The following is a 26,462-nucleotide window of genomic DNA, read 5'->3' as shown; positions in this document are numbered from 1 at the left end:
CCTCTCGGCCCCTTGGATCCCTTGGACCTCTTGGAGGGTGCATGCAGCTCACCGACCTGACCGCCGTCCAGCTCCTCGAGGGTTACCGCAAGGGGGAGTTCAGTCCCGTGGAGGCGACCGGGCAGGCTCTGGAGCGGGCCCGCCGGATCCAGCCGGAGGTGAACGCGTTCGTGCGCCTCACCGAGGAGGACGCGCTGGCCCGGGCGCGGGAGTCGGAGGAACGCTGGCGGCGCGGTGAGCCGGCCGGGCTGCTCGACGGGGTGCCGGTGACGGTGAAGGACATCCTCCTGCTGCGCGGCCACCCGACCCTGCGCGGCTCCAGGACGATCTCCGAGCAGGGCAGTTGGGACGAGGACGCCCCCTCGGTGGCCCGGCTGCGCGAGCACGGCGCGGTGTTCCTGGGCAAGACGACGACCCCCGAGTTCGGCTGGAAGGGCGTGACCGACTCCCCGCTGACCGGCATCACCCGCAACCCGCACGACCACTCGCGCACCGCCGGAGGCTCCAGCGGGGGCAGCGCGGCGGCGGTGGCGCTCGGCGCGGGCCCGCTGTCGCTGGGCACGGACGGCGGGGGCAGCATCCGCATCCCGGCCGCGTTCTGCGGGATCTTCGGGCTGAAGCCGACGTACGGCAGGGTGCCGCTGTATCCGGCGAGCGCGTTCGGCACCCTCTCGCACGCGGGACCGATGACCCGGGACGCGGCCGACGCGGCCCTGCTGCTGGACGTCATCGGCGCCCCGGACGCCCGCGACTGGTCGGGCCTGCCGCCGGCGCCGGGCTCCTTCGCGGAGGGGCTGAGGGGCGGCGTGCACGGGCTGCGGGTGGCGTACTCCCCGTCCCTGGGCGGCCAGGTCGCGGTCCAGCCGGCGGTCGCCGCGGCGGTACGGCGGACGGTGGCGGCCCTCGCCGACCTCGGCGCGTACGTGGAGGAGACCGACCCGGACTTCAGCGACCCGGTGGACGCCTTCCACACCCTGTGGTTCAGCGGCGCGGCCCGGGTCACCGAGCGGTTCTCCCCGCGCAAGCGGCAACTGCTGGACCCCGGCCTGCGCGAGATCTGCGTGCGGGGCGCCCGCTACAGCGCGCTGGACTACCTGGCCGCGGTGGACGTCCGCATGGACCTCGGCCGGCGTATGGGCCGCTTCCACGAGCGCTACGACCTCCTGGTCACCCCGACGCTGCCGCTGACCGCGTTCGAGGCGGGCGTGGAGGCGCCGAGGGGCGCGGCCCACCACCGCTGGACCGGCTGGACGCCGTTCACCTACCCCTTCAACCTCACCCAGCAGCCCGCGGCGACCGTACCGGTGGGCACGGACGGCGACGGCCTGCCCGTGGGGATGCAACTGGTCGCCGCCCGGCACCGGGACGACCTGGTCCTGCGCGCCGCGCACGCGCTGTACGAGGCCGGGGTGGTGCCGGCGCCGGCCCCGCTTCCCTGAGCCGCGCGCCGACCGGTCTCACGCCCGCCGGAAAGCGAGCGTCTCCCCCGCCGCCCCGCCGCGCCAGAGGTCGTTGCAGGCCTCGGCCATCGCCTCCAGTCCCTCCACCACCTGGCCCCACACGATCCCGGGCACCCAGCCCACGTCGCCGTTGAGGAGCAGGTTGTTGCGCTCGTAGAACAGGGCCAGGTCGACGACGGTGGTGCCGGGGCGGACCTCGCGGTCGTAGCCGTAGGCCTTCGTGCCCAGTTCGGTGCCGGCGAAGGAGAAGTAACAGAGGTCGCCGGGAATCGGGGTGACCGTCGGGTTCTCCAGTGGGGGTTCCGTGGAGGCGAAGGGAGGGAAGAGGGCGTAGATCTCGTTGCGGGCGTATTTGGCGTGGTAGACGTCGCCCGCGAGGGGGAGCGCCCGCCATACGGCCTCGCAGGTCAGGGGCGCGCGGTCGGCCAGCAGTCGTGCCGTGCAGTGCACATCGCGCTTCTCGAGCGAGACGGTGACGAATCGATCGGCCATGGAAACAAGGGTGCATAGCCGGGATCCGCTTGGGTAGCCGCGCCGCCATGGCTCCACCACTTGGGAACGACGTACACACATTCCGGTCGGAACTCAGACGCGGCGGGCACACCCGGCGCTCGGTGCTCGGTGGTCTCGCCGCCCTCGGTGTGCTGGGCGCGGCGGGCTGCTCCCGGGTGGCCGAGGCGTCCGGCAAGCCGGGCGGTGACCTGCTCGAACGCCTTCGCGCGCAGGGTGTCGTACGGCTCGGGATCGCCGGTGAGATCCCCTTCGGGTACATCGACAAGGACGGCCATCTCACCGGTGAGGCGCCCGAACTGGCCAAGGTGATCTTCAAACGGCTCGGGGTGGACCGGGTCCAGCCGGTGCCGACCGAGTTCGGCTCGTTGATCCCGGGGCTCAACTCGCAGCAGTTCGACGTCGTGGCGGCCGGGATGTACGTCAATCCGGAGCGCTGCCGGCAGGTCATCTTCGCCGATCCGGACTACCAGATGCTGGACTCGTTCATCGTGCGCAAGGGCAACCCGCTGGGGCTGCACTCCTACAAGGACGTCGTCGCGAAGAAGGCCAAGTTCGCCACCGGCACCGGCTACGCCGACATCGAGTACGCGGTCGAGGCCGGGTACAAGCGGGGCGACATCCTCGTCGTCCCGGACCAGGTAGCCGGGCTGAACGCCGTCGAGACAGGCCGGGCCGACGTCTTCGCCGGTACGGCGATCACCACGCGGGAAGTGGCGAAGAAGTCGAGCAAGGCGGAGGCCACCGCGCCGTTCGCGCCGCTGGTCAAGGGCAAACCGCACGTCGACGGCGGCGCGTTCGCCTTCCGGCCGACCGAGACGAGGCTGCGGGACGCCTTCAACGTCGAGCTGCACAAGCTGAAGCGGAGCGGCGAGCTGTTCCGGATCCTTCGGCCCTTCGGGTTCACGAAGGCCGAGATGACCGACCTCACCGCGAAGGAGCTGTGCGGCGGATGACCTCGGGACTGTGGGAACTCGTACTCAAGGGCGTCTGGACCACCGTCCAGCTGCTGGTGTTCAGCGCGTTGCTGGCCGCCGCCGTGTCCTTCGTCGTCGGTATCGCGCGGACGCACCGGCTGTGGATCGTGCGGTTCGTCGCCGGCTTCTACACCGAGGTGTTCCGTGGCACCTCGGCGCTGGTGATGATCTTCTGGGTGTTCTTCGTGCTGCCGGTCGCGTTCGGCTGGCAGCTGGTGCCGATGTGGGCGGGCACGCTGGCGCTCGGGATGACCTATGGCGCGTACGGCTCGGAGATCGTGCGCGGCGCGCTGAACGCGGTGGACCCGGCGCAGAAGGAGGGCGGGATCGCGCTCAGCTTCACGCCCTGGCAGCGGATGCGGCTGGTCGTGCTGCCGCAGGCGGTGCCGGAGATGATCCCGTCCTTCTGCAACCTGCTGATCGAGCTGCTCAAGGGCACCGCGCTGGTGTCGCTGATGGGCATGGGCGATCTGACGTTCAGCGCGAACCTCGTGCGGCTGGCGCTGCAGCAGAGCGCGGAGATCTACACGTACGTGCTGCTGATCTACTTCGCGATCGCCTTCGTCCTGACGCGGCTGATGCGCTCCCTGGAGAAGCGGCTGAAGGCCGGGATCGGCAAGGACGCCGGGACCTTCTCGGCGTCGCGTGAGCTCAAGCGCGCGCAGACGACCGGAGTGGGGGGTCGGGTCGCATGAAGTGGGACTGGAACGCCGTGAGCGACTTCATGCCGGAATTCTGGCGGGGGTTGCTCGTCACCCTGGAGGCCGTCGCCCTGGGGTCGCTGCTCTCCTTCACCCTCGGTCTGGTCTGGACGCTGCTGATGCGGACACCGAGCCGGTGGGTGCGCTGGCCGGTCGGGGTGGTCACGGAGTTCGTGCGCAACACCCCGCTGCTGGTGCAGCTGTTCTTCCTGTTCTACGTGCTGCCCGAGTGGGGCGTGACCTTCTCGGCGCTGACCACCGGTGTCTTCGCGATCGGCCTGCACTACTCGACGTACACGATGCAGGTCTACCGGGCCGGAATCGAGGCGGTGCCGCCCGGCCAGTGGGAGGCGGCGACCGCGCTGAACCTGCCACGGCGGCGGACCTGGACCGTGGTGATCCTGCCGCAGGCGATCCGCCGGGTGGTCCCCGCGCTCGGCAACTACGTGATCTCCATGCTCAAGGACACACCGATGCTGATGACGATCACCGTGCTGGACATGCTCGGGCGTGCCCGGCTCTTCTCCCAGCAGCACTTCCAGTTCACCGAGCCCCTCACCGTGATCGGGGTGGCCTTCATCCTCATCTCCTATCTGTCCTCCCTTCTGATGCGAGCCCTGGAGCGACGCCTTGTCCGTTGAGACCCGTCCGCAGCCCTCCCTCACCGACGCCCAGCCGACCGAGCTGATCCGCCTGGAGAACGTCACCAAGCGGTTCGGCGCCAACACGGTGCTCGACCGGCTGGACTTCTCCGTCGACGCCGGCCGGCACGTGACCCTGATCGGGCCGTCCGGATCCGGCAAGACCACGATCCTCAGACTCCTGATGACCCTCACCAAGCCGGACGAGGGCACGATCACCGTCGACGGGGAGCGGCTGTTCCCGGCGCCGGAGAAGCAGGTCCGGGAGGTCCGCAAGAAGATCGGGATGGTGTTCCAGCAGTTCAACCTGTTCCCGAACATGAGCGTGCTGCGGAACATCACCGAGGCTCCGGTGCAGGTCCTCGGCATGTCCAAGGACGAGGCCGAGGAACGGGCCCGGGAGCTGCTGGAGCTGGTGGGGCTGACCGACAAGTGCGACGCGAAGCCCACCCGGCTCTCCGGCGGACAGCAGCAGCGGGTGGCGATCGCGCGGGCGCTGGCGATGCGGCCGCGGGTGCTGCTGCTGGACGAGGTGACCTCCGCGCTCGACCCGGAGCTGGTCGCGGGCGTACTCGACCTGCTCAGGGACATCGCCCGCAGCACCGACATCACGATGCTCTGTGTGACCCACGAGATGGGTTTCGCCCGGGACATCTCCGACCAGGTGCTGATGTTCGACGGCGGACGGGTGATCGAATCGGGCTCCCCGGAGAAGATCTTCACCGAGCCGGAGCAGGACCGCACCCGGGAATTCCTCAGCGCGGTCCTGTGACCACGGGCTGTGAATCCGGAAGATGCCGAGGTCCAGCCCTTGGGTCATGACCTTGGCATATGCCAGAGGGTCTGCGTCGCAGTTGGGAGGGGTCAGGCGGGCAAAAGAATCTCGCCAACCCCCTCTCCCCGCACCGGGTTTGCCCGTTATCGTGGTAGCGATCCGCCGTCCGGATACCGCGGCCCACACAGGCGAGCGCAGGGGGATGCACCGTGGCGCTGATGCACGAGCCGACCGCCCCGTACCACTCGGCCCAGGACGCCCTGCGCGTGCTGGAGACCGTCGCCCGCCATCCCGCCGGCGTCACCGACACCGAACTGTCCCGCCGCACCGGCCTCGGCCCCGAGCGGCTCACCGCCCTGCTGCGCATGCTGCGCCGGGAGGGCTACGTCGAGCAGATCACCGACGGGGCGTACGTCACCGGTGACACCCTGCGCCGCCTCACCTCCGCGCACGACCGGGAGGGGGCCCTGCGCGAGAAGCTCCAGCACACCCTGGACCGGCTGCGCGACTCGGTCGGCGCGGCGGTCTACATGAGTCGCTACGTCGACGGCGAGGTCAAGGTCACCCAGTACGCCGCCGGGCCCACCACCCCGGCGGTCAACGAGTGGGTCGACTTCCGCTACTCCGCCCACGCCACGGCGGTCGGCAAGAGCCTGCTCACCCAGCTCGACCACAACGCCCGCCGCGACCACCTCTCCCGCCACAAGATGGCCCGCCTCACCTCGCGCACCATCACCAGCGACAAGCTCCTGCTCTCCCGCCTGGAGTCCCAGCCGCCGACGGTGCCGGTCCTGGACCTCCAGGAGTACGCGATCGGCACGGTCTGCGCGGCGGTCCCGATCACGGCGGGCGCCTCGGTGGGCTGCCTGGCGCTGTCGCTTCCCGTGGAGCACGCGCACCGGCTGAAGCAGGCGGCGGAGACGCTGAACCGGAACGCCGCACCCGTGCTCCTGTCGCTGGCCCTGTAGGTGGTCACGAGCACCCCTCAGGACCAGGTAGTATTTTCTTCGTCGCCAGCCGAGGAAGACAAAATCCGAGGTCGGCGGGAGTCATGCGCCGCTAGCTCAGTTGGTTAGAGCAGCTGACTCTTAATCAGCGGGTCCGGGGTTCGAGTCCCTGGCGGCGCACACGGACGAAGGGTCCCTTGCGAGAGCGAGGGGCCCTTCGGCGTCCCCCTCCGTAAGCCTCCGGTAGGTCTCCTCCCCCGGCGGCCGCCACCACACCGGGTCGGCGCACGCGTACCCCTCGCGCCTCAGCCGCGCCCGGTGGATCTTGTTCGTGGCCGTCACCGGCATCCGCTCCACCACCCGCACGAACCGGGGTGCCATCTTCGTTCCCAGGTCCGGCTGGGCCGCCAGGAACTCGGCGAAGCCCGCCGGATCGAAGGACCCGGCGATGGTCGCCATCACCTGGTCCCCGGTCACCGGGTCCGGCACCCCGTACACGGCGACGGCCACCGCACCCTCGTACCGGGCGACGATGTTCTCGATCATCGCGGCGGCCAGGTTCTCCCCGTCGACACGGATCCGGTCGTCCCCACGGCCCGCGAAGTACAGATGGCCGCCGGCGTCCCGGTAGAACAGATCACCGGTCCAGTACGCCCCGCCCCTGCGCCGCTCGGCCTCGGCGGCCGGATTCCGCCAGTACCCCTCGAAGGGGCTGGGCCCCCAGTTCACCAGCTCCCCGATCGCCTCCTCCCCGTTCAGCAGCCGCCCGGCGGTGTCGAACCGGGCCGGCGGGCACTCGCGTCCGGTGGCGGGGTCCAGCACCACCAGCCCGGGCCCGGCCGGTCCCACCGCGCCCTTGGGTGTGCCCGGCGCCCACTGGATCGCCGCCCCGCCCTCGGAGGAGCCGTAGCCCTCCACCAGCCGGACCCCGAACCGCCGCTCGAAGGCCGCCGCGTCCACCGCGCCGGCCTCGGTGCCGAAGCCGAGCCGCAGGGGGTTGTCGCGGTCGTCCGCGCGCTCCTCGGTGGCGAGGACGTACTGGATGGCCCGCCCGACATACGTGAAGTACGTCGCCCCGTACCGGCGCACATCGGGCAGGAACCCGGACGCCGAGAACCGCCGCCGCAAGGCGACCCCCGCGCCGGCGGCGAGCGCGGGCGCCCAGTCGGCGATCACCGCGTTGCCGTGGAACATCGGCATGCAGATGTAGTGCACGTCGTCCGCGCACACCCCGAACTGCCGCACCAGCGCCTGCCCGGCCGCCGCCAGCCGCCCCTGGGAGCAGAGCGCGGCCTTGGGGGCGCCGGTCGATCCGGAGGTGAAGTACAGCAGCAGCCGGTCGGTGGGAGCAGCGCGGGAGGGGTCGGGCACGGCGTCGGCGTAGGGGGCGAGGAGGGCGGCGTACTCGTCCCCGTCCGTCACGAGGATCCGTACCCCCGGCAGTTCCAGGCCGGCCAGCAGCGGCAGGTGGGCCCGCTCGGTGACCAGGAGCGGGCACTCGGTGTGCAGGATGTCCCGGGCCAGTTCGGCTCCCCGGCGCGTGGGGTTGATCCCGGCGACGGCCGCACCGGCCAGGGCCGCGGCGCCGAGCCAGAGCGGGAACTCCTCGGTGTTGTCGAGGAGCACCCCGACATGCGGTACGGCACCCGGTGGCAGCAGGTCGGCCAGCAGGGCCGCCCGCGCGGCGGCGCCCGCGGCGAACTGGTGCTGGGTCAGCGTCCGTTCCTCGCAGCCGAGTCCCGGGCGGTGGTCCCCCCACCGCGCCGCGACCAGCTCGGCGACCGTGCGCGTCATGGACTCCATGGACGCGCACGGTAACTGACGTAGCGTCAGATAGGGAGTGCTACGGCATGAGCCCGTCCGCCTCCGTGAACATCATGTGGGCGACGACGATGAAGACCACACAGAAGGCGATGGCCACGCCCAGGAAGGCCGCCCCGCAGCCGGTGCCGGCGGCGAGCCTGCCGCGGGAGGGCGGGAGCGCGGTGGCCCGCTGGGGCTGCTCGGGCAGATACCGCACGGTGACGAAGTCGCCCTCCAGGACGGTCGCGGGCCCGTTCTCCTCCTCGAACCGGACCGTGCGGCCCTCGTGGGTGGTGAACTCGTAGACGTGGTGCACGGTCGTGCGCACCGAGGTGTCGCCGCCGCCCCCGCTGGTCGTCGTGAACATCCGCAGACAGCGCCCCTCGGCGGTCAGCCCCTGCGACCAGGTCCTGCTGATCCGCCGGGCGCGGCGCAGCAGCAGGAACAGGGCGGACCCGAAGCCCGCGATCATGAGGGTGGGTACGGCGTAGAAGAGCAGCTCGAACATGAGGTCCCCCGAGGTCCGGTACGCCGCTCCGCTCGGTCGGCGTGCGAGGAACGTACCCGCCGGTAGGGACGGCCGGCCTCAAGGGAACCTCAGTTTCCGTGCTGTGGCGGAACGGTCCTCAGAAGGTGACGTCCGAGCAGGCGTAGAACGCGTTGCCCGTGTCGGCGATCGTCCACACCGCGAGGATGACGTGGTGCCCGCTCAGCCCGGTCGGCAGGGTGCCGCTGTGACTGAGGGTGGCCGGCGGGCGCTGGCCGTTGTAGGGGACCGTCAGGAACGGGGTGAGGTTGAGGTCCGAGCGGGACAGGGGGTGGTTCTGGTTCCAGCCCTGCTTGGTGACGAAGTACTTGAAGTCCGTCGTGGCGTGCTGGGCGGTGAACTGCCAGCGGAAGGTGTACGTCTGCCCGCCCGTCACCCTGGTCGTGGGCCAGGCGGCGCCGGACGGTGCGGTCGGCGAGCTGAGCTGGGCGAACCGGCTCAGGCCGCCGTTGCAGATCTGGCCGTCGGCGGGCCCCGCGGCCGGGAAGCCCTTGGGGCCCTCGACGCTCTGCGGTTCGTACTGGATGTCACCGCAGCCCGTCACCGTGCCGTTGGCGCAGAGCTTCTGCCTGCTGATGGGGAGGTCGGTGTAGCCGTGCCCGCTGGCGCCGCCGGTGGAGAGCGCGAACGCTCCGGCGGTCATCACACCCAGCACGACCGCGGACAACTTGGTCCTGGTGCGCATACTGCCGCTCCTGGAGAACGTGGGGAGTTCGATGAGCTGTGCAGGTAGGTCTAGACCAAGTGCCAGATTATTGCCGCCCGTTGACTGTGTCCATACAAAAGACTGTGTCCATCGCGGCCGCAGTGGAGACTGCGCTACGACGGCTCCCCGCGCCCTGAGAAGAAGGCGACCGTCAGGTCCCGCACCAGCGCTTTCCGCTCGTAGTCGTCGGCCCCGACCAGCCCCCGCGCGGTCAGCCTGCTCATGGTGTCCTCCACGAAGTCCACCACCGAGTCGAGCATGCCGGCCCGCTGCCGGGCGTCCAGCCGGGCGATCCGGCGCCGGTGCACGGCGGCGGCGACCTCCGGGGCGTACTCCACCAGGAGCGGCCGCACCGAGAACACCTCCACACCGACCGGCGCGGCCTCCTCCACCACCAGCCGGGTCAGCGCCTCCCCGGCCGCCGTCACCCCGCCGCGCGTCCCGCCCGCCGGCTCCACCGGCACCCGCGCCAGCGCCGCCTCCACGCACTCGCGCAGATACCTCTCGTGGTCCTCGACGCCGAGCACCGCCCGTGCGGTGTCCCGCATCCGCCACACCACCAGCACCACCACCCTGAGCGGCATCCCCTCGCGATCCGCCGCCGGCATCGCCTCGCTGCGCCAGTGCCGCAGCCGTACATCGACCCGGCGCCGCCGCAGCAGCGGGTTCACCCAGAACAGCCCGGTGCGCCGTACCGTCCCCCGGTAGCCGCCGGACAGGTCGAGCACCCAGGCCCGCCCGGTCCGCCCCCGGACCAGCCCGCCGAAGCCGAGCAGCGCCAGCGCCCACGCCCCGGCGTACGCCGCCCACTGTGCCGGACCGGGCCCGGCAGCCAGGGACGCGGGCAGCGACAGCGCCTCCGCCACGGCGGGCGGCAGCAGCCCCGCCCACCAGGAGGTCGCCAGAGCACCGGTGACCCCGCAGAGCCCGGCCAGCAGCCCGGCCGCCCCCGGCAGCACCCGTGCCGGGTGCTCCGCCAGGTCCGGGTCGACCTCCGGCAGCGGCCGCCGGCGCACCGGAGCCGGCTGTCCTGGGCACGGCCGCTCACCGGTGCCCCGGCGACGGGCCACCACGGCGGGCTTGAGCGGCACCTTCACCGGGTTCATCGGGTCGGCGTCGTCGCGGAAGAGCAGATGGACGGGGATCTCGATGGTCGCCCCGCCCGGCATCGGGCGGTCCGGCCGCCCGACCGCTCCCAGGGAACCCTCCGGCTGACCCTCGGATTCGGGCGTCGTGTGTGACGTGCTCGTACCCATGCGTGCCTCCAGCCTCCGCGCCAGATGCGTCGTGAACAGGTGGTTGAGATGGACAGGGGGACGGGGGTGGGAGGAACGGGGAAGGGAGGGACGGACAGGGGCGGGGGCCCTTGGGTGGAGGTGGGGACCGGCCCGCCCACCGCCACCGCCGGATGCCCGGCGGCGAGGATCGGGGTCGACAGCGGCCGGGGTCGAGATCGGGGCGGGGTCGCGCCGGGGTCGACGTCGGGGCAGGGTCGGGGCGGGGTCGAGGTCGGGGCAGGGTCGGGCCGGGGTCGAGGTCGGGCCGGGGTCGGGCCGGGGTCGAGGTCGGGCCGGGGTCGAAGTCGGGGTCGAGGTCGGGGCGGGGTCGGGCAGGGGTCGGGGCCGGGGTCGGGCGCGGTCGCCTTCGGAACCGGGATCGGCCGTGCGAGTGGCTGGTCGCAGACCGGGGCCGGACCGGGCGGTCGGAGACCGGTCGGAGACCCGCCAATCGGCGGGCCCCGGCGGCCAGTGGGCCCCGTCAACCGGCGGGCCGCGGCGGCAGGTGGCTCGGCCCGGCGGCCGGATAGCCCTCGGCCCGCCGGAAACCGCCCACCCGCCCGACGAAGACCGCCCACCCGCCCACCGGAGACCGCTCACCCGCCCCGGCGGTCAGAGGCGCGTCACTCGGTCGGGGACCGTGTCCGCGAACAGCCGGCGCCAGGTCTCCGGTCCCGGGTGACCGTCCGCCGCACCGCCGCGCCAGCCCTGGGCGCGCTGGAAGGCCTCCACCGCGCGCCGGTCCGCGTCGCCCCAGCGCGGGCCGGGATCGGTGGTGTAGAACATGCCGAATCCCTTCTCCACCAGTCGGCGGCCCAGCTGCGTGACGTACGCGTTCTCCGCGCCCGGACCGAAGTGGCCCCGGCCCGGATAGCCGGGCACCCCGTGCGAGGCGGGCATCCCCTGCGGGACCGGCGCCGCCTGCGAGGCGGGCACCCCCCTGCCGGCGACGGGGCCGAAGTGGGCGGCCCCCGGGTCGGTGGCCTGCTTCCCGGCCGAGTCCGGCAGCGCGGCCTCCTTGCCGTCGGTCAGGCCCTTGTAGCGGTAGGGGACGTACTTGTCGGCGTTGCTCCAGTAGGGATACGGCGTGGGCTGCGAGCGGGCGTGCGGGGGTGTCTCCTCGTAGACCGTGTAGTAGGTGTGCGCGGAGTCCGTCCAGCCGCCGAAGATCACCACATGAGAGCCTTTCTCGGGGTTGTCGGGATTGTGGTAGAGCAGGATGTCGCCGGGCTGGAGATCGGCCTTGGTGATCTTGGTGCCGAACTGGTCGAGGCTGCCCGTCCATTCGTTGCTCGGCAGACCCCAGGCCATGGAGACATAGCCCGAGCAGTCCTGCCGGTAGCCGTCGGTCCAGTAGCTCTCCATGCTGTACGGGACCTGGGCGGCCACCCAGACCTTGGCCCGGTCGATGATCTTGGCCCGGGTGGTGGCGGGGGTCGGGACGGTGCCGGGTCCCGCCGGGTTGCCCTTCGGGCCGTACAGCGGGCCCCTGGGGCCCTGGGGGGTGTCGGTCTCGTCGTCATCGGGGGCGTGGACGCGCTCCTCGACGGTTCGGTCGGGGGTGACGGCGGCGGCCTGGGCGGGCGCGCCGAGGACGGCGGACGCGGCGGCCAGGGCCACGATTCCGCAGGCTGCCGGGCGCACGCCGGGGCGGCCTGACGCCGGGCTGGGGCCGGCCCGCCGTTCCTGCGCGCAGCCGGGGCAGTCGCAGTCGCCGACGGGGTCGAATTCCTGGAACACCGGGGCCGTCGCCATGCGATCTACCTCACATTCGGAGGGGATTTGTCCGCGAGTGTGCACGTTGATCAGTTTGCTAACCGGCCACCGCGCCGCCACTTTGACGGTCCGAATGATGTACACGGCCCCCGAGCCACCGGCTGATCATCCGGGGGTGGTCATGGGCACCCCCCGAGGTCAGGTAGAGTTATCTCCGTCAGCAGGCGCCGCTAGCTCAGTTGGTTAGAGCAGCTGACTCTTAATCAGCGGGTCCGGGGTTCGAGTCCCTGGCGGCGCACCGACCGGGAGGCCCCTCGCGAAAGCGGGGGGCCTTTCGCATGTCCGGAAATCATCCCTGTCCGGAACCGAGCCCTCCCCCCGACTGGCCGGATACCCTCTCGCCATGGCAGCCCGGGACCTCCAGGAGCGGATCAAGAAGCTGATCGTGGACCGACGGCTGCCCTCGGGTGCCCCGCTGCCGACCGAGCCCGAGCTGATGGAGTACCTCGGGGCCAGCCGGAACTCGGTCCGGGAGGCACTGAAGGCGCTGCAGGCCATGGGCATCGTGGAGATCCGGCACGGGTTCGGGACGTACGTCGGCTCGATGTCGTTCGCGCCCATGATCGAGGGGCTGGCCTTCCGCACCGTCGCCGGGCACTACCGCGGCGAGGACTCCCTGCTGCAGCTGCTGGAGCTGCGCGAGGCGGTGGAGACCGGGCTGGTCTCGCGGCTCGCCGGGCGACTGCCCGAGGCGGACCTCGTTGAACTGAACGCCCTCGTGGACCGTATGGAACGGGAGGCCGCCGAGGGGGCGGGCCTCGCCGAGACCGACCGGGCCTTTCACGCCACCCTCTACCGGGGGCTGGACAACGTGTTGCTGAGCGAGGTGCTGGAGGCGTTCTGGGACGCCTTCCACCGGGTGCAGCGGGATCTGGTGGACGTGCCGCAGGACCCCAGGGTCACCTGCCGCCAACACCGGGAGATCCTGGACGCGGTCCGGTCCGGGGACTCACTGCGGGCGGAGGAGGCCATAAGAGATCACTTCGGCAACATCCGCACCCGCCTCTCCACCACCGGCGCGCCCTCGTCCCCCGAGCCCCACCCGCGCCACAATGAACGGGTTTGACCGGTAAACAACGCGTTTCGCGTCTTGCGATCATGCGGAGCGCCGTAGACCCTGGATGTTCAAGCTGCCGCTGTTTCGCGGCAGTTGGGGGGAAGTAAACGGTTGCTGGACGGCGGGGAGGGGGCCCCGCTCATGAACCGATGCCGAGGGGGGCATCATGCAACCGGAAGGTCGCCGTCCCGTGTCTATGCGGTGGGGAAGACGTGGGGACTGCGCACTACCACAGCGATAGAACACGCGGTGATCTGCGTGTGGGGGGAATGACTCATGACGTCGACGCCGTCGGGCGCCGGACCGAGCCACGTTCACGACGACCCGTCACAGACCACACAGCTCAGGGTGATCGGCCACCGGACCGGCCAGATACGCCGGATCAAGAAGAGCCTGCCGAGATACGACTACGAGCACTACAGCCGGCTCGCGGGCCCCCTCACCCAGCCCGACCCGGGCAAACCGTACACGGTGCAGTACCGGTCGCTGCTCTCCCAGGAGCCGCACCGCATCCGCGCCGCGCTCATGCTGGGCGCGGCCCCCGTGCTCTCCCTGGTCCTGCTGTTCTGGCTGCTGCAGCCCGAGCACTGGACCGAACGCGACTATCCCGCCTACGACTTCCTGCCGGCGCTCGACGTCGTCATGCTCGTCTCGATCGGCCTGATCGAGTTCTTCCGCTGCATGAACGTGCTGTCCAACGCGCACGCCACCCTCGTCGCCCGCGACCCGGTCCCCGTGGTCCCGGAGACCGGCACGAAAGTCGCCTTCATCACCACCTACGTGCCCGGCAAGGAGCCGCTGGAGATGGTGACGAAGACCCTGGAGGCGGCGGTGAGGCTCCGTCACCGGGGCCTGCTGCACGTGTGGTTGCTCGACGAGGGCGACGACCCGGCCGTCAAGGAGGTCTGCGCCCGGCTCGGCGTACACCACTTCACCCGCAAGGGCGTCGAGCGGTGGAACCAGCCCAAGGGCCCGCACCGCGCGAAGACCAAGCACGGCAACTACAATGCCTGGCTGGAGGCGCACGGCGACGAGTACGACTTCTTCGCCTCGGTCGACACCGACCACGTGCCGCTGCCCAACTACCTGGAGCGGATGCTCGGTTACTTCCGCGACCCGGACGTCGGCTTCGTCATCGGCCCGCAGGTGTACGGCAACTACGACACGTTCGTCACCAAGGCCGCCGAGTCCCAGCAGTTCCTCTTCCACGCCCTGATCCAGCGCGCCGGCAACCGCTACGGCGCCCCGATGTTCGTCGGCACGTCCAACGCCGTGCGCATCAGCGCCATCAAGCAGATCGGCGGCCTGTACGACTCCATCACCGAGGACATGGCGACGGGCTTCGAGATGCACCGCGCCAAGAACCCCGCGACGGGCCGGAAGTGGAAGTCGGTCTACACCCCGGACGTCCTCGCGGTCGGCGAGGGACCGAGCGCCTGGACGGACTTCTTCACCCAGCAGCTGCGCTGGTCCCGGGGCACCTACGAGACGATCCTCAAGCAGTACTGGAAGGGCCTGTTCACCCTGCCGCCGGGCAAGCTCTTCAACTACACGATGATGATCATCTTCTATCCGATGTCCGCCCTCAACTGGATCCTCGCGGCCCTCAGTTGCGCCCTGTTCCTGGGCCTCGGCGCCTCGGGCGTGAACATCGACCCCACCGTCTGGCTGATGCTGTACGGCAACGCCTCCGCCCTCCAGATCGGCCTGTACATCTGGAACCGGCGGCACAACGTCTCCCCGCACGAGCCGGAGGGCTCCGGCGGTGTCGCGGGCATGGTGATGTCCGCCCTGTCCGCACCGATCTACGCGCGCTCGCTCCTGGACGCCGTACTGCGCCGCAAGAGCAGGTTCGTGGTGACGCCCAAGGGCGAATCGGCCAGCCCCGACACGCTGTTCGGTACGTTCAGGGTCCACTGGTTCTTCATCCTGGTCTTCGCCGGCTCACTCGCCGCCGGCTTCGTGTTCGGGCACTCCCACCCCGCGATGATCACCTGGGCGTGCTTCGCCCTGCTGATCACCGCCTCGCCGATCCTCGCCTGGCAGTACACGCTGCGGCAGGAGAAGCGGAAGCCGAAGCCGGCGGCCGCCGCGCCGGTCGCCGAACCGCAGGACGCGGTGCCCGCGCCGTACGCGGCCCACGCCCCTCAGCGGCGGCCCACCTGGGTGGCGGGCGCGCACGGCGGCTCGACCGGGGAGAACGAACAGACCATGCAGATCGCCCTTGGCGGACTTGGGGGACGTAAGGAATGAAGGACCAGGCCGGCCGCCGTCGCGCCCGCAGGCTCGCGATCGGTACGGCGGTGGTACTCGCGCTGGCCGGGATGAACGGGCCGTGGGTCTATCGCTTCGCGACCGCGCAGTACCACCAGTACAAGATCAACAGACCCGAGTACAAGGCCGAGAACGGCCACTGGGACATCATCGACTTCCCTCCGGAGTACCGCCAGGACACCATCCACGCGGCGCTCCTGCACACCGGCAAGGTGCTGCTGGTCGCCGGCTCGGGCAACAACCAGGACAACTTCAACAACAAGAAGTTCGACACCCGGATCTGGGACCCGGTCAAGGGCACCATCAAGAAGATCCCCACGCCCAACGACCTGTTCTGCACCGGCCACACCCAGCTGGCCAACGGCAACCTGCTGATCGCGGGCGGCACCAAGCGGTACGAGAAGCTCAAGGGTGACGTCAAGAAGGCCGGCGGCGTCATGATCCTCTACAACGAGAACCCGGACAAGCCGATCACCCTGCCCGCGGGCACCAGGTTCACCGGCAAGCAGAACAGCAGGACGTTCGTCTCCCAGGACCCGGTGCTGGTCCCGCGCGCCACGAAGGTCTTCGACAGGACCGGCAAGTGGCTGCGGAACAACCCGGGTTACGGCCGTGTCTACGTCGAGGCGCCGCAGGAGGGCGCCCAGTACGAGACCGGCACCCAGGACAACTACCGGATCCAGGGCCTGACCGGCGCGGATGCGCGCAACACCTACGGCATCGCGCAGAAGCTCGCCCTGGACAAGAAGGACTTCGAGGGCATCAAGGACGCCTACGAGTTCGATCCGGTCGCCGAGCGGTACATCAAGGTCGACCCGATGAACGAGGCCCGCTGGTACCCGACGCTCACCACCCTGTCCGACGGCAGGATCCTCAGTGTGTCCGGCCTCGACGACATCGGTCAGCTGGTGCCGGGCAAGAACGAGGTCTTCGACCCGAAGACCAGGAAGTGGACGTATACGAAGTCGGTCCGGCAGTTCCCGACGTATCCGGCGCTGTTCCTGATGCAGAACGGGAAGATCTTCTACTCGGGTTCGAACGCGGGGTACGGACCGGACAACGTCGGCCGCGACCCGGGGATCTGGGACGTCGGCACCAACACGTTCACCAAGCTGCCCGGGCTGAGCGATCCGAACATGATGGAGACGTCCGGGACGGTGCTGCTGCCTCCGGCGCAGAACGAGAAGTTCATGGTGATCGGGGGCGGCGGCGTCGGGGAGTCGAAGCTGTCCAGCAAGAAGACCCGGCTGATCGACCTGAAGGCGAAGAACCCGAAGTTCGTGGACGGGCCCGAGCTGGAGAAGGGCACGCGGTACCCGCAGTCCTCGATCCTGCCCGACGACACGGTGCTGGTCTCCGGCGGCTCGGAGGACTACCGGGGGCGCAGCGACTCCAACATCCTGCAGGCCCGGCTGTACCACCCGGACAGCAACAGCTTCACCCGGGTCGCCGATCCGCTGGTGGGCCGGAACTACCACTCCGGGTCGATCCTGCTGCCGGACGGGCGGGTGATGTTCTTCGGTTCCGACTCCCTGTACGGCGACAAGGCGAACACCAGGCCGGGGAAGTTCGAGCAGCGGATCGAGATCTACACGCCGCCGTATCTCTACCGAGGGTCCCGGCCGACGCTCGGCGGGGGTCCGCAGACGATCGCCCGCGGCGCTTCGGGGACGTTCACGTCGGATCATGCGGCCAGTATCAAGAAGGTGCGGTTGATCCGGCCGAGCGCGTCGACGCATGTGACGGACGTCGACCAGCGGTCCATCGCCCTGGACTTCAAGACGTCCGGGAACAGGATCACGGTGACGGTCCCGAAGAACCGGAACCTGGTGACCTCCGGCTGGTACATGCTGTTCGTGGACGACGATCAGGGGACGCCGAGCGTGGCGCAGTGGGTTCGGGTGCCGTAGGGATCACTTGCTGTTCTCGGCGAGGGCGAGTGCGTAACTCGCCCACCACTCCCCCGCCTTCGGGCCCCCCTTGCAGGTCCCGTCCGACTCCCCCGGCCGTTTGACCCACAGGTAGGCGTCCACCAGGGGGTCGGCCGTCCTCGTCGTCGGGGTCTCTCCCAGGGCCCGGCCCGGCGGGTTGCACCAGCGCTGGGCCGGGTCGCCGCCCGTGTAGGGACCGTTGCCGTTCCTGCTCGTGTCGATGACGAAGTGTTTGTTGCCGACCTTCGCGGAGAGCTGCTTGCCGTAGGCGATGGAGTCCTGGGTGGAGTAGAAGTTGGAGACGTTCACGGAGAAGCCGTCGGCCTGGTCGATGCCGGCCTGCTCCAGGGGCTGGAAGATCTGGTCGGGGTGGCCCCAGCCGGCGTTGCCCGCGTCCAGGTAGACCTTGGTGTTCTTCAGGGACTTGAGCTTGGCGACGGCGCCCTTGAGGAGGTCGTAGCGCTCCTCGTGGAACTGGGCCGGGGTGCAGCCGTCGACGAGGTGGAGTACGGCGTCCGGTTCGAGGATGACGATGGCGGAGCGGTCCTCGATACCCCGGGCCACGCCGTCGATCCAGGCGCGGTAGGCGTTGCCGTCGGCTGCGCCGCCCTGGGAGTACTGGCCGCAGTCGCGGTGCGGGATGTTGTAGAGGACGAGCAGGGCCGTACGGTCGGAGTTCTCGGCGGCCTCGGTGAAGCCGCGCGCCTCCTTCTCCGGGTTCTCCGGGCCGATCCACTCCCCCATCGGCTGCTCGGCGATCTTGCGGATCTGGGCGGCCTCGGTCTTCTTGCCGGAATTCTCGTAGGCGGCGAGCCGGCGGGCCGCGGTGCCGTCCGGGTTGACCCAGAACGGGTCGGCGGCCTTGGGCTGTTGGGTGATCCGGGCCCCCGCGTCGCTGTTGTCGTCCCCCCCGCCGCCGGAGGAGCATCCGGCGAGCAGCAGTGCCGCCCCCAGCACCACGGCCGCCGACGCCCGCGCGGAAGCACGGGCCCCCCTGCTGTCGTACATGCGAATCCCCCCTGGTCCCCCCTGGGCGCACCGGTCCGGGTGCCAATCCTGGCATATCCGGCCGCTCCGTCACGAGGTCGCGAGGTCGCGCGGCGGGGCGTACGGGGTGGGGTGTACGGGGGTCAGCCGGTGGTTGCGGTGAGGTAGGCGGAGACCACGACGTTGGCCGTGTAGCTGTGGGCGGCGCGGTCGAAGGAGCCGCCGCAGGTGATGAGGCGCAGCTCGGCGCGGCCGGGATGGTGGGGGCCGTAGGCCTGGTGGGCGTCGAAGCCGGCGCGGGGCAGGACGCGGACGTCGTCGATGGTGAACCGGGCGACCCTGCCGTCCGAGCGGACCACCCGGACCGTCTCGCCGGGCTTGAGAGTGCTGAGCTTGTAGAAGACCGCGGGCCGGGTCTCGGTGTCGACGTGTCCGACCAGGAGCGCCGCGCCCCGGGCGCCGGGTGCGGTGCCGGCGCCGTACCAGCCGACCACGCCGGGCTGGTCGAGCGGGGGCGGGTCGACGGCACCCTGGGTGTCCAGGCCGCGGCTCACCACCGGCGCCTGGACGCCCAGCTGGGGGATGTCGACGCGCTGGGGCACGGCGTCGCCGAGCGGCTGGGCCGGGCTGGGCAGCCGGGCGGCCTCGGCGGGTGTGAGGGCGAACAGGTTCCCCGTGGCGGGGCCGTCCGTGGGGTGCGGTACGCCGGTCAGCCCGCGCCCCCACAGCCACAGCCCGAACAGCAGGACTGCCCAGGTCAGGCCGCTGATGAGCCGCTCCCTTCCGGGCTTGGGCGCGCCGTCGTCGGACATGGCCGCGCTCAGCGGGTGCGACGGCCCGGGCGGGCGCGGAGCCCGACGGCGGCCGCCGCGGCCCCGGCGAGGGCCAGGCCGGTCAGCGTCTGGGCGGTGTCGGGGCCGGACTCGGTGGTGGCCACCGTGGCGAAGTGGGCGGTGCCGCCGCCGCCCGCGGGGACGGGAGCGACGGGCGAGGCGGGCGCGGTGGGCCGGCGGCCGGGATCCGCGGACTGCCCGGTCGCCCGGGCGGGCCCCGACCCCCTGTCGACCACCGTGATCCTGCCGCTGATCACGTAGTCGGCGCAGGTGATCCTGATGTCGTAGGTGCCCGGCGTGAGGGAGGAGCGGACGCGGGTCTCGCCGGCCAGGGTGCCCTCCGTGCCGGTCAGCCGGGCGTCGGCGACGAACGCGGTCGAGACGGCGGTGCCCTGCGGCCCGGAGCAGCCGTGGACGCGCAGGGACACGTCGGTGCCCGGTGCGGGGGAGGCGGGGGTCACGGAGACCGAGCCCGAGTCGGCCGCGTGGGCCGCCGGGGCGAACGCGGCGACGGCCAGGATTCCGGTACAGAGAGTGAGGCGTAGTGAGCCCATCGTGAACCTCCAGTTATCAGGAGGCTCCCCCGCCCTGGGCGCCTCCGCATCCTCGGGAGGCGCCCGATTGCTCCGAATGGGTGGATCCAGGTTTGAAAGCCGCTGGTCAGACCCGTTCAGACGAGGTCGACCAGGTCGGCGATGGAGTCCGCGACCTGCGAGGGCCGGAAGGGGTAGCGGTCGACGTCGTCGGGCTGGGTGACGCCGGACAGCACCAGGAAGGTGCGCATTCCGGCCTCCAGGCCCGCGAGGACGTCGGTGTCCATGCGGTCGCCGATCATCGCGGAGGTCTCGGAGTGGGCCCCGATGGCATTGAGCCCGGCCCGCATCATCAGCGGGTTGGGCTTGCCCACGAAGTACGGCTTCTTGCCGGTCGCGGCGGTGATCAGGGCGGCGACCGAGCCGGTGGCGGGCAGGTCGCCCTCGGTGGAGGGGCCGACGTTGTCGGGGTTGGTGGCGATGAACCGGGCGCCGTCGTTGATCAGCCGCACGGCCTTGGTCAGCGCCTCGAAGGAGTAGGTGCGGGTCTCGCCGAGGATCACGAAGTCGGGGTCATGGTCGGTGAGGATGTAGCCGATGTCGTGCAGCGCCGTGGTCAGACCGGCCTCGCCGATGACGTAGGCGCTGCCGCCGGGCCGCTGGTCGTCCAGAAACTGGGCGGTGGCCAGCGCGGAGGTCCAGATGTTCTTCTCCGGCACCTCCAGGCCCATGCGGCGCAGCCGGGCGTGCAGGTCACGGGCGGTGTAGATGGAGTTGTTGGTGAGCACCAGGAAGGGCCGGCCGGACTCGCGCAGCTTCTTAAGGAAGGCGTCGGCGCCGGGAATCGGAACGCCCTCGTGGATCAGGACACCGTCCATGTCGGTGAGCCACGACTCGATCGGCTTGCGGTCTGCCATGTTGTGCGTCTCCTGGCGTGCGTACGGTCAAGAAAAGCGGGGGCGCCGGAACCACGGCGTACCGACGCCACCAGCGTAATCAGAGGGGCCCGATCTTGACCCCGGCGTATCGCCAGTCGGTCGGCTCAGCTGCCGGTCGCCGACTTCCAGTCCTCGACGTACGACGTGAAATTCCTGTCGATGTCGTTCCAGTCCGGCTCGAAGGTCTCCACGCCGTCCATCAGCCCGGCGAGGGCGACGGCTTGGGCGTCGGTGGCCCTGACGTCCTGGCGGGCGGCGAACCCGCCGCCGATCGCGCTGACCTCCTGCTGCTGCTTCCGCGCGAGCATGAAGTCGAGCAGCTTCCGGCCGTTCTCGCTGTGCGGGGCCTTGGTGACCAGGCCGGCCGCGTACGGCAGGGCGAAGGTGGTGGGCTTGCCGTCCTGGCCGGCCGGGAACCAGATGCCGAGGGCGGGCATGGTCTTGGACTGGGCGTAGTTCATCTGCACATCGCCGTTGGCGACGAGCAGTTCGCCCTTGTCGACCTTGGGCGCGAGCTTGCCGGTGGAGGCGGACGGGCCGACGTTGTTGGCCTGGAGCTTCTTGAGGTAGGCGAGGGCGGCGTCCTTGCCGCCGAAGTCGTGGATGGCCTTGATGAGGACGGCCGTGCCGTCGCCGGCGACGCCCGGCGTGGAGTACTGCAGCTTGTTCCTGTACCGGGAGCCGAGCAGTTCCTCCCAGGTCCTGGGGGCCTGCTTCAGCTCCTTCTTGTTGTAGACGAACCCGAAGTAGTTGTTCACGACGGACGTCCAGGTGCCGTCGGCGGCCTTGCCGGCGCCCCCGACCTGGTCCGCGTCCTTCGGCCGGTACTTCTGCAGCAGGCCCTTGCCGTCGGCCTGCTGGATGAACGGCGGGAGGGTGACCAGCACGTCGGCCTGCGGGTTGCTCTTCTCGCGGAGGGCGCGCTGCACCATCTCGCCGGAGCCGCCCTCGACGTACTTGACCTTGATACCGGTCTGCTGGGTGAAGTCGGCGAAGACCTTGTCGTACCAGCCGTCGCCGTTCTCGCCCTTGAGGCCGTCGGCGCTGTAGACGGTGACGACCTTGGCGTCGGAGGCCGCGGAGGAGCCGCCGCAGGCGGACAGCACGGGCGTGGCGAGCAGGGCGAGGGCTATGGCGGGCGTGAGGCGGTTTCGGGGCATGGCGAGGCGAACTCCTGGCATGGTGACGGGATTTCGGGGAGTGGGTTCAGCGGTACGACGCCCGGGTGCGGACCCGGGAGACGGCGAACAGGACGAGCAGGGTCGCGGCCATCAGCACGATGGCGACGGCGGAGCCGGTGAACAGGGCACCGCGGTCGGTGGCCGCGTAGACGAGGACGGGCAGCGGGGTCCAGTCGGGCGGATAGAGCATCATCGTGGCGCTCAGCTCGCCCATGGACAGGGCGAAGCAGAGGCCGGCGGCGGCGGTGAGCGAGGGCAGCAGGAGGGGAAGGCGGACCCGCCACAGGACGTGGGCGGGGCGGGCGCCGAGGGAGGCGGCGGCCTGTTCCCAGGCGGGGTCGAGGCGGGTGAGGGCCGCCGACACCGACTGGTGGGCGAAGGCGGTGACGAGCACGGTGTGCGCGAGGATCACGATCCACCGGGTGCCGTTGAGCAGCATCGGCGGCTGGGAGAAGGCCACCAGGACCGACAGTCCGACCACGACCGACGGCACGGCGACCGGCAGCACGAACAGGGCGTCCATGAGCCTGCGGTACCGCTTCTCCAGGGCCGCCCCGGCCAGCGCGGCCCAGGTGCCGACGACCAGTGCGAGCAGGCTCGCGGCGGTGGCCGTCAGCAGGCTGGTGGTGAGCGCCTGGAGGGCCTCGCCCCGGCTCGCCGCCCGGTAGTTGGCGAAGGTCGTCCCCGAGGGCAGGACACCGGACCAGTGGGTGGCGAGGGAGGCGCCGAGGACGACGAGGAGGGGCAGCGCGAACAGCGGCACGAACAGGACGAGGAACACCGCCCACACGGCCCACCTGGCCTTGCGGCTATGTACCAGCACGACGGCTCACCACCCGGTAGAGGCCGTAGAGACCCACGGAGATCAGGACGTTGACGACGGCGACCACGCACGCGCCCGGGTAGTCGGACTCCAGGATCGCCTTGCTGTAGACGAGCATCGGCAGGGTGGTGACCCCCTTCGCGCCGGTGAACAGCACGATGCCGAACTCGTTGAGGCACAGCACCAGGACGAGACTTCCGCCGGCCGCGAGCGCGGGCAGCGCCTCCGGCAGGATGATCCGGCGGATGATGCGGGGCGCCCGCGCGCCCAGCGAGCTCGCCGCCTCCAGCTGCGCGGTGTCCAGCTGTGAGAACGCGGCGAGCAGCGGCCGCATCACGAACGGCGTGAAATAGGTGACCTCCGCCAGCAGCACGCCCCAGGGCATGGTGAGGAACTGGAGGGAGCCGATGATTCCCGTGCTGCCGTAGATGAACAGCAGCGCCAGGGTGATGAGGAAGGACGGGAAGGACAGGTACACGTCGATGAACCGCGCCACCGCCTTCGCGCCGGGGAAAGGTATGAAGGCGATGACCAGCGCGAGCAGGAAACCGAGGAGCAGGCACCCGGCGGTGGAGGCGAGCGCCAGCCACACGGTGGTCCACAGGGCGTTCCGGAAGGCTTCGGAGGCGAAGACGTCCGTGTACGGCTGGAACGAGGTGCCCGCGCCGTCCGGCCGGAAGGACTGCTGGACGACGAGGGCGAGGGGATAGAGGAAGAAGAGCGCGAGGAGGGCCACGGGAGGCAGGGCCCACAGCAGCCGCCTACTCATCGCCGACCCCTGCGGGCAGCAGCACCGCGTCCTCGGCGGCGAAGTGCAGGCTCACCGGGTCCCCGAGCGCCGGCGGCTCCTTCAGCTCGCGCACGTCCGCCATGACGGAATGCCCGCCGACCTCGACGTACAGCCGATGTGTGGCCCCCCGCCACTGGATCTCGCTCACGACACCGTCGAGTCGGTTGGGACCGTGCCCCAGCGCGATGGCGTGCGGCCGTACGCACAAGGTGGCCCCCGCTCCCGTGGCCGCCTCCCCCGTGTCCACCTTCAGCTCGGTCCCCGCGAAGCCGACGCCCCCGCAGCCCACCGTCACCGGCAGCAGATTCGCACCGCCCACGAAGGAGGCCGTGAACTCGCTCTTCGGCGCCCGGTACAGCTCGCGGGGCGTACCGCACTGCTGGAGCCGTGCCGCGTCCATCACCGCGATCCGGTCGGCCAGGGTCAGCGCCTCGACCTGGTCGTGGGTCACGTACAGCATCGACAGGTCCGGCAACTCACGGTGCAGCCGGGCGAGTTCGACCAGCATGCCGGACCGCAGCCGGGCGTCCAGCGCGGACAGCGGCTCGTCCAGGAGGAGCACGTCCGGCCGGATGGCGAGCGCGCGGGCGATGGCGACCCGCTGCTGCTGCCCGCCGGACAGCTCGCGCGGATGCCGGCGGGCGTAGGCGGCCATGCCGGTCATCTCCAGCGCCTCCGCGACCCGCTCCCGTGTCTCCGCCCTGCCCGCCCTGCGGGCCTTGAGGCCGAAGGCCACGTTCTCGTCCACCCGCAGGTGCGGGAACAGCGCGTAACTCTGGACGACCATCCCGATGCCACGCCGGTACGGCGGCAGGTCCGTCACATCCCGGCCGCCGAGGAGCACCCGCCCGGACACGGGCCGTACGAACCCGGCGACCGCCCGCAGCGCGGTGGTCTTGCCGGAGCCGGACGGCCCGAGCAGCGCCATGACCTCGCCGGGCTCGACGGTCAGGTCGAGGGAGTCGAGGACGACGTTGCCGTCGTAGGCGACGGTGACGGAGTCGAAGCGGATGCCCATCTCAGCGGTCTCCCAGCAGCAGCGCGGGCAGGCCGGCGACGGAGTCGAGGACGTGCGTGGCGCCGGCCGCCCGGAACTCGGCGTCCCCGTGGGCCCCGGTCAGCACCCCGGCGACGACCCCCGCCCCCGCCCGTACCCCGCTGAGCACGTCGTACGAGGTGTCCCCGACGACGGCGACCTGGCGCACGTCCGCGGCGGCCTTGGTGCGCACGAACGCCTCCAGGACCATGTCCGGGTACGGCCGCCCGCGCCCGCCGGCGTCGGCCGGGCACAGGGTGAGCGGGACGAGGTCGCGCCAGCCGAGGGCGTCCAGGATCGCGTCCTGGGTGACGCGGGCGAAGCCGGTGGTCAGGACGACGGTGCGGCCGTCGGCGGCGAGCTCCTCGACGGCCTCGCGGGCGCCCGGCACCGGGGCGATCAGGCCGGCGCCGACCAGGTCGCCGTACGCCTTCTCGAAGGCCGTGTTGGCGCGCCGGGCGCGGTCCTCGGTGCCGAACAGGTGCCGGAAGACGGAGATCTTGGACTCGCCCATGGTGGCGCGGACGTGGGCGAGGTGCTCGGCGTGCTCGGCGGAGCCGGGTTCGACGCCCAGTTCGGCGGCCGCCGCCGCGAAGGCGCGCTCGACCAGCCCGCCGTCGGCAACGGTCGTGCCGGCCATGTCGAGGACGACGAGACGGATGTCGGTCATGGTGGTCAACGTGCTCACCAGCCCAGTTCGTTCGCGGTGGTCTCGGCTATCGCGGGGGCGCAGGTCATGCCGCGCCCGCCGGGCCCGGTGACCAGCCACACCCCTTCGCGCACCTGCTGCCGGTGCGCCACCCGGCCGGGTTCGGTGACTTGTGCGTACACGCCCGCCCAGCGGCGCCGGACGCGCGGCAGGGGCCGGCCGAGCAGGGACTCGACGACGCCGGTGAGGTGCTCGTAGGGCTCCTCGACGGTGTCGAAGGCGAAGGGGTGCTCGTACTCGTGGGTGTCGCCGATGGTCAGGCCGCCGTCGGCGCGCTGCACCATCAGCAGCTGCATCCGGTGCCTGGCGGCGGTCTCCGGCTGCGGCTGATCGGTGTTGAGCCGGTCGAGGGCCGGGGACGCGTAGGCGGGGTAGTAGCGGAAGCTGTCGGCGTCGGCGACGGAGGTCGGCAGCGGCTCGCCCAGCGGGTCGGTCTGCATCATCTGCAGCCGGACCCGGCGCACGGGAAGGTCCGGCCCCGCGAGTTCGCGGACCAGTCCGCCGAGCCAGGCGCCGGTGCACAGGACGACCGTGTCGGCCCGGTGCACGTCCCCGTGGTCGTCGCGGACGGTGCCGGCGCCGACGACCTCGCGCACCTCCCGGCCCGGCAGGAAGGTGTAGTTCGGGGACTTCAACAGCTCGGCCCGGAGTGCGAGTTGGGCGGTGCGCGGCTCGACGGCCGCGTCCCGCTCGCAGTGCAGGGCGGCGGTGAAGTCGCCCCGCAGCGCCGGGTTGAGGGCGCGGGCCTCGCCCGGGGTGAGGAGCTTGTAGCCGCGGGCGGCGGCGTCCGCGCGGGCCACGGCGGCCTCGGCGACGGCGAGCTCCAGGGGGCCGCGGACGGGGGTCAGGGACCCGTTCGCCCGGAAGCCCAGCGCCGGTACCCGTGCGCCGATGTCTTCCCACAGCTCCCGCGCCCGCAGCGCTGCCTCCAGCTCCTGGCCACCGGCGCGGCCACTGACCCAGATCTGCCCGAAGTTGCGCAGCGAGGCGCCGCGCGCCTCGGCCTCGCGCTCGATCTGGACCACCTGGTGGCCGCGCTGTACGGCATGCCAGGCGTGCATGGTGCCCACCACGCCTGCTCCGACGACTGTCACTTTCACGACGGCAACGCTCCTCGCGATCGGGGAACCGGAGACATCCGGCTGACAACGAGAGCGTGAACGAGCCATCACGTTTGGGCTAGACCCGTTATCTTTTCGTGATATCAAAACGGGCGTGCGTATCGGCGCTTCTCCGCCCTTGAGGTGACG

Annotated in this window: 24 protein-coding genes, 2 tRNA genes and 1 pseudogene; 11 read left to right on the top strand and 16 right to left on the bottom strand. The window is 71.1% G+C overall.

Annotated elements, in window-relative coordinates; translation table 11 throughout:
- Positions 1 to 41 precede the first annotated feature (41 nt).
- The gene (locus FB563_RS19495; RefSeq protein ID WP_055708252.1) at positions 42 to 1,439 is read left to right on the top strand and encodes an amidase; all 1,398 of its coding nucleotides are present in this window, start codon (positions 42 to 44) and stop codon (positions 1,437 to 1,439) included.
- A gap of 18 nt (positions 1,440 to 1,457) precedes the next feature.
- Here the strand turns inward: FB563_RS19495 and FB563_RS19490 are convergent, their stop codons facing one another.
- Positions 1,458 to 1,952 carry a DUF3830 family protein gene (locus FB563_RS19490; protein ID WP_055708253.1) on the bottom strand — a complete coding sequence of 165 codons (495 nt, stop codon included), beginning with the start codon at positions 1,950 to 1,952 and terminating at the stop codon, positions 1,458 to 1,460.
- Between the two features lie 47 nt (positions 1,953 to 1,999).
- Here FB563_RS19490 and ehuB point away from each other — a divergent pair, with 47 nt between their 5' ends.
- From ehuB to FB563_RS19460, 6 genes are all read left to right on the top strand, one after another.
- On the top strand, positions 2,000 to 2,926 hold the full coding sequence (gene ehuB / locus FB563_RS19485) for an ectoine/hydroxyectoine ABC transporter substrate-binding protein EhuB (RefSeq protein ID WP_055708254.1): 927 nt from the start codon (positions 2,000 to 2,002) through the stop codon (positions 2,924 to 2,926).
- A complete protein-coding gene (ehuC, locus tag FB563_RS19480) occupies positions 2,923 to 3,642 on the top strand; it encodes an ectoine/hydroxyectoine ABC transporter permease subunit EhuC (RefSeq protein WP_055708255.1) in 720 nt (239 codons plus the stop codon). Before ehuB ends, ehuC begins: the two co-directional genes overlap by 4 nt.
- Complete coding sequence (ehuD, locus tag FB563_RS19475; protein WP_055708256.1) at positions 3,639 to 4,289, top strand: ectoine/hydroxyectoine ABC transporter permease subunit EhuD; 651 nt, start codon at positions 3,639 to 3,641, stop codon at positions 4,287 to 4,289. The genes ehuC and ehuD overlap by 4 nt, the downstream gene beginning before the upstream one ends.
- Positions 4,279 to 5,061, top strand: a complete 783-nt coding sequence (gene ehuA, locus FB563_RS19470) for an ectoine/hydroxyectoine ABC transporter ATP-binding protein EhuA (RefSeq protein ID WP_055708257.1) — start codon at positions 4,279 to 4,281, stop codon at positions 5,059 to 5,061. The genes ehuD and ehuA overlap by 11 nt, the downstream gene beginning before the upstream one ends.
- 212 nt (positions 5,062 to 5,273) lie before the next feature.
- Entirely contained in the window at positions 5,274 to 6,032 is a 759-nt protein-coding gene (locus tag FB563_RS19465; RefSeq protein WP_055708258.1) for an IclR family transcriptional regulator, read from the top strand.
- Positions 6,033 to 6,117: 85 nt separating this feature from the next.
- Positions 6,118 to 6,191 (top strand) — tRNA-Lys (locus tag FB563_RS19460).
- Here the strand turns inward: FB563_RS19460 and FB563_RS19455 are convergent.
- The 5 genes and pseudogenes from FB563_RS19455 to FB563_RS19435 all read right to left on the bottom strand — a co-directional run bounded on the left by FB563_RS19455 (position 6,157) and on the right by FB563_RS19435 (position 12,099).
- Positions 6,157 to 7,814, bottom strand: a pseudogene (locus FB563_RS19455) (AMP-binding protein). The gene FB563_RS19460 and the pseudogene FB563_RS19455 sit on opposite strands and share 35 nt — an antisense overlap.
- Positions 7,815 to 7,854: 40 nt before the next feature.
- On the bottom strand, positions 7,855 to 8,322 hold the full coding sequence (locus FB563_RS19450; protein WP_055705543.1) for a DUF3592 domain-containing protein: 468 nt from the start codon (positions 8,320 to 8,322) through the stop codon (positions 7,855 to 7,857).
- A gap of 118 nt (positions 8,323 to 8,440) precedes the next feature.
- Positions 8,441 to 9,046: a lytic polysaccharide monooxygenase auxiliary activity family 9 protein gene (locus tag FB563_RS19445; protein WP_055705544.1), complete on the bottom strand. Its 606-nt coding sequence runs from the start codon at positions 9,044 to 9,046 to the stop codon at positions 8,441 to 8,443.
- Positions 9,047 to 9,180: 134 nt separating this feature from the next.
- Positions 9,181 to 10,323 (bottom strand): SPFH domain-containing protein, encoded by a 1,143-nt coding sequence (locus FB563_RS19440; protein WP_142218819.1) that lies wholly within the window; start codon positions 10,321 to 10,323, stop codon positions 9,181 to 9,183.
- A 633-nt stretch (positions 10,324 to 10,956) separates the two neighbouring features.
- On the bottom strand, positions 10,957 to 12,099 hold the full coding sequence (locus tag FB563_RS19435) for a peptidoglycan-binding protein (RefSeq protein ID WP_142218818.1): 1,143 nt from the start codon (positions 12,097 to 12,099) through the stop codon (positions 10,957 to 10,959).
- 185 nt (positions 12,100 to 12,284) lie between these two features.
- Here FB563_RS19435 and FB563_RS19430 point away from each other — a divergent pair.
- The 4 genes from FB563_RS19430 (at position 12,285) to glxA (ending at position 17,361) form a co-directional block, all read left to right on the top strand.
- Positions 12,285 to 12,358 (top strand) — tRNA-Lys (locus FB563_RS19430).
- Between the two features lie 105 nt (positions 12,359 to 12,463).
- On the top strand, positions 12,464 to 13,186 hold the full coding sequence (locus tag FB563_RS19425; protein WP_055706500.1) for a FadR/GntR family transcriptional regulator: 723 nt from the start codon (positions 12,464 to 12,466) through the stop codon (positions 13,184 to 13,186).
- A 267-nt stretch (positions 13,187 to 13,453) separates the two neighbouring features.
- Entirely contained in the window at positions 13,454 to 15,430 is a 1,977-nt protein-coding gene (locus FB563_RS19420; protein ID WP_055706501.1) for a glycosyltransferase family 2 protein, read from the top strand.
- Positions 15,427 to 17,361: a radical copper oxidase GlxA gene (gene glxA / locus FB563_RS19415; protein WP_055706502.1), complete on the top strand. Its 1,935-nt coding sequence runs from the start codon at positions 15,427 to 15,429 to the stop codon at positions 17,359 to 17,361. Before FB563_RS19420 ends, glxA begins: the two co-directional genes overlap by 4 nt.
- Before the next feature lie 3 nt (positions 17,362 to 17,364).
- Here the strand turns inward: glxA and FB563_RS19410 are convergent, their stop codons facing one another.
- The 10 genes from FB563_RS19410 to FB563_RS19365 all read right to left on the bottom strand — a co-directional run bounded on the left by FB563_RS19410 (position 17,365) and on the right by FB563_RS19365 (position 26,312).
- Positions 17,365 to 18,390, bottom strand: a complete 1,026-nt coding sequence (locus FB563_RS19410) for a glycoside hydrolase family 6 protein (protein WP_055706503.1) — start codon at positions 18,388 to 18,390, stop codon at positions 17,365 to 17,367.
- Between the two features lie 122 nt (positions 18,391 to 18,512).
- Entirely contained in the window at positions 18,513 to 19,181 is a 669-nt protein-coding gene (locus FB563_RS19405; protein WP_055710277.1) for a class F sortase, read from the bottom strand.
- Positions 19,182 to 19,189: 8 nt separating this feature from the next.
- Positions 19,190 to 19,756 carry a hypothetical protein gene (locus FB563_RS19400; protein ID WP_055710276.1) on the bottom strand — a complete coding sequence of 189 codons (567 nt, stop codon included), beginning with the start codon at positions 19,754 to 19,756 and terminating at the stop codon, positions 19,190 to 19,192.
- Positions 19,757 to 19,872: 116 nt separating this feature from the next.
- On the bottom strand, positions 19,873 to 20,652 hold the full coding sequence (locus FB563_RS19395; protein ID WP_055710275.1) for an HAD-IIA family hydrolase: 780 nt from the start codon (positions 20,650 to 20,652) through the stop codon (positions 19,873 to 19,875).
- A gap of 125 nt (positions 20,653 to 20,777) precedes the next feature.
- On the bottom strand, positions 20,778 to 21,833 hold the full coding sequence (locus FB563_RS19390; RefSeq protein WP_055710274.1) for a 2-aminoethylphosphonate ABC transporter substrate-binding protein: 1,056 nt from the start codon (positions 21,831 to 21,833) through the stop codon (positions 20,778 to 20,780).
- A 46-nt stretch (positions 21,834 to 21,879) separates the two neighbouring features.
- Entirely contained in the window at positions 21,880 to 22,677 is a 798-nt protein-coding gene (locus tag FB563_RS19385) for an ABC transporter permease (RefSeq protein WP_055710273.1), read from the bottom strand.
- Positions 22,664 to 23,446 carry a 2-aminoethylphosphonate ABC transporter permease subunit gene (locus tag FB563_RS19380; protein WP_055710272.1) on the bottom strand — a complete coding sequence of 261 codons (783 nt, stop codon included), beginning with the start codon at positions 23,444 to 23,446 and terminating at the stop codon, positions 22,664 to 22,666. The genes FB563_RS19385 and FB563_RS19380 overlap by 14 nt, the downstream gene beginning before the upstream one ends.
- A complete protein-coding gene (locus tag FB563_RS19375) occupies positions 23,439 to 24,485 on the bottom strand; it encodes an ABC transporter ATP-binding protein (protein ID WP_142218817.1) in 1,047 nt (348 codons plus the stop codon). Before FB563_RS19375 ends, FB563_RS19380 begins: the two co-directional genes overlap by 8 nt.
- A 1-nt stretch (position 24,486) precedes the next feature.
- A complete protein-coding gene (locus FB563_RS19370; protein ID WP_142218816.1) occupies positions 24,487 to 25,173 on the bottom strand; it encodes an HAD family hydrolase in 687 nt (228 codons plus the stop codon).
- 14 nt (positions 25,174 to 25,187) lie between these two features.
- Positions 25,188 to 26,312, bottom strand: a complete 1,125-nt coding sequence (locus tag FB563_RS19365; protein ID WP_055710535.1) for a TIGR03364 family FAD-dependent oxidoreductase — start codon at positions 26,310 to 26,312, stop codon at positions 25,188 to 25,190.
- Between the last annotated feature and the right edge of the window lie 150 nt (positions 26,313 to 26,462).

The organism is Streptomyces puniciscabiei, assembly GCF_006715785.1.
Taxonomy (GTDB): Bacteria; Actinomycetota; Actinomycetes; order Streptomycetales; family Streptomycetaceae; genus Streptomyces; species Streptomyces puniciscabiei.
Note: the sequence above shows the minus strand (reverse complement) of the source record. Positions and strands in the feature narration are given on the sequence as shown.

Bases quoted from the DNA above. Each gene is read 5' to 3' on its own strand.
- FB563_RS19495 (WP_055708252.1), top strand. From the start codon at position 42: ATGCAGCTCACCGACCTGACCGCCGTCCAGCTCCTCGAGGGTTACCGC.
- FB563_RS19490 (WP_055708253.1), bottom strand. From the start codon at position 1,952: ATGGCCGATCGATTCGTCACCGTCTCGCTCGAGAAGCGCGATGTGCAC.
- ehuB (WP_055708254.1), top strand. From the start codon at position 2,000: ATGGCTCCACCACTTGGGAACGACGTACACACATTCCGGTCGGAACTC.
- ehuC (WP_055708255.1), top strand. From the start codon at position 2,923: ATGACCTCGGGACTGTGGGAACTCGTACTCAAGGGCGTCTGGACCACC.
- ehuD (WP_055708256.1), top strand. From the start codon at position 3,639: ATGAAGTGGGACTGGAACGCCGTGAGCGACTTCATGCCGGAATTCTGG.
- FB563_RS19450 (WP_055705543.1), bottom strand. From the start codon at position 8,322: ATGTTCGAGCTGCTCTTCTACGCCGTACCCACCCTCATGATCGCGGGC.
- FB563_RS19445 (WP_055705544.1), bottom strand. From the start codon at position 9,046: ATGCGCACCAGGACCAAGTTGTCCGCGGTCGTGCTGGGTGTGATGACC.
- FB563_RS19440 (WP_142218819.1), bottom strand. From the start codon at position 10,323: ATGGGTACGAGCACGTCACACACGACGCCCGAATCCGAGGGTCAGCCG.
- FB563_RS19435 (WP_142218818.1), bottom strand. From the start codon at position 12,099: ATGGCGACGGCCCCGGTGTTCCAGGAATTCGACCCCGTCGGCGACTGC.
- FB563_RS19425 (WP_055706500.1), top strand. From the start codon at position 12,464: ATGGCAGCCCGGGACCTCCAGGAGCGGATCAAGAAGCTGATCGTGGAC.
- FB563_RS19420 (WP_055706501.1), top strand. From the start codon at position 13,454: ATGACGTCGACGCCGTCGGGCGCCGGACCGAGCCACGTTCACGACGAC.
- glxA (WP_055706502.1), top strand. From the start codon at position 15,427: ATGAAGGACCAGGCCGGCCGCCGTCGCGCCCGCAGGCTCGCGATCGGT.
- FB563_RS19410 (WP_055706503.1), bottom strand. From the start codon at position 18,390: ATGTACGACAGCAGGGGGGCCCGTGCTTCCGCGCGGGCGTCGGCGGCC.
- FB563_RS19405 (WP_055710277.1), bottom strand. From the start codon at position 19,181: ATGTCCGACGACGGCGCGCCCAAGCCCGGAAGGGAGCGGCTCATCAGC.
- FB563_RS19400 (WP_055710276.1), bottom strand. From the start codon at position 19,756: ATGGGCTCACTACGCCTCACTCTCTGTACCGGAATCCTGGCCGTCGCC.
- FB563_RS19395 (WP_055710275.1), bottom strand. From the start codon at position 20,652: ATGGCAGACCGCAAGCCGATCGAGTCGTGGCTCACCGACATGGACGGT.
- FB563_RS19390 (WP_055710274.1), bottom strand. From the start codon at position 21,833: ATGCCCCGAAACCGCCTCACGCCCGCCATAGCCCTCGCCCTGCTCGCC.
- FB563_RS19380 (WP_055710272.1), bottom strand. From the start codon at position 23,446: ATGAGTAGGCGGCTGCTGTGGGCCCTGCCTCCCGTGGCCCTCCTCGCG.
- FB563_RS19375 (WP_142218817.1), bottom strand. From the start codon at position 24,485: ATGGGCATCCGCTTCGACTCCGTCACCGTCGCCTACGACGGCAACGTC.
- FB563_RS19370 (WP_142218816.1), bottom strand. From the start codon at position 25,173: ATGACCGACATCCGTCTCGTCGTCCTCGACATGGCCGGCACGACCGTT.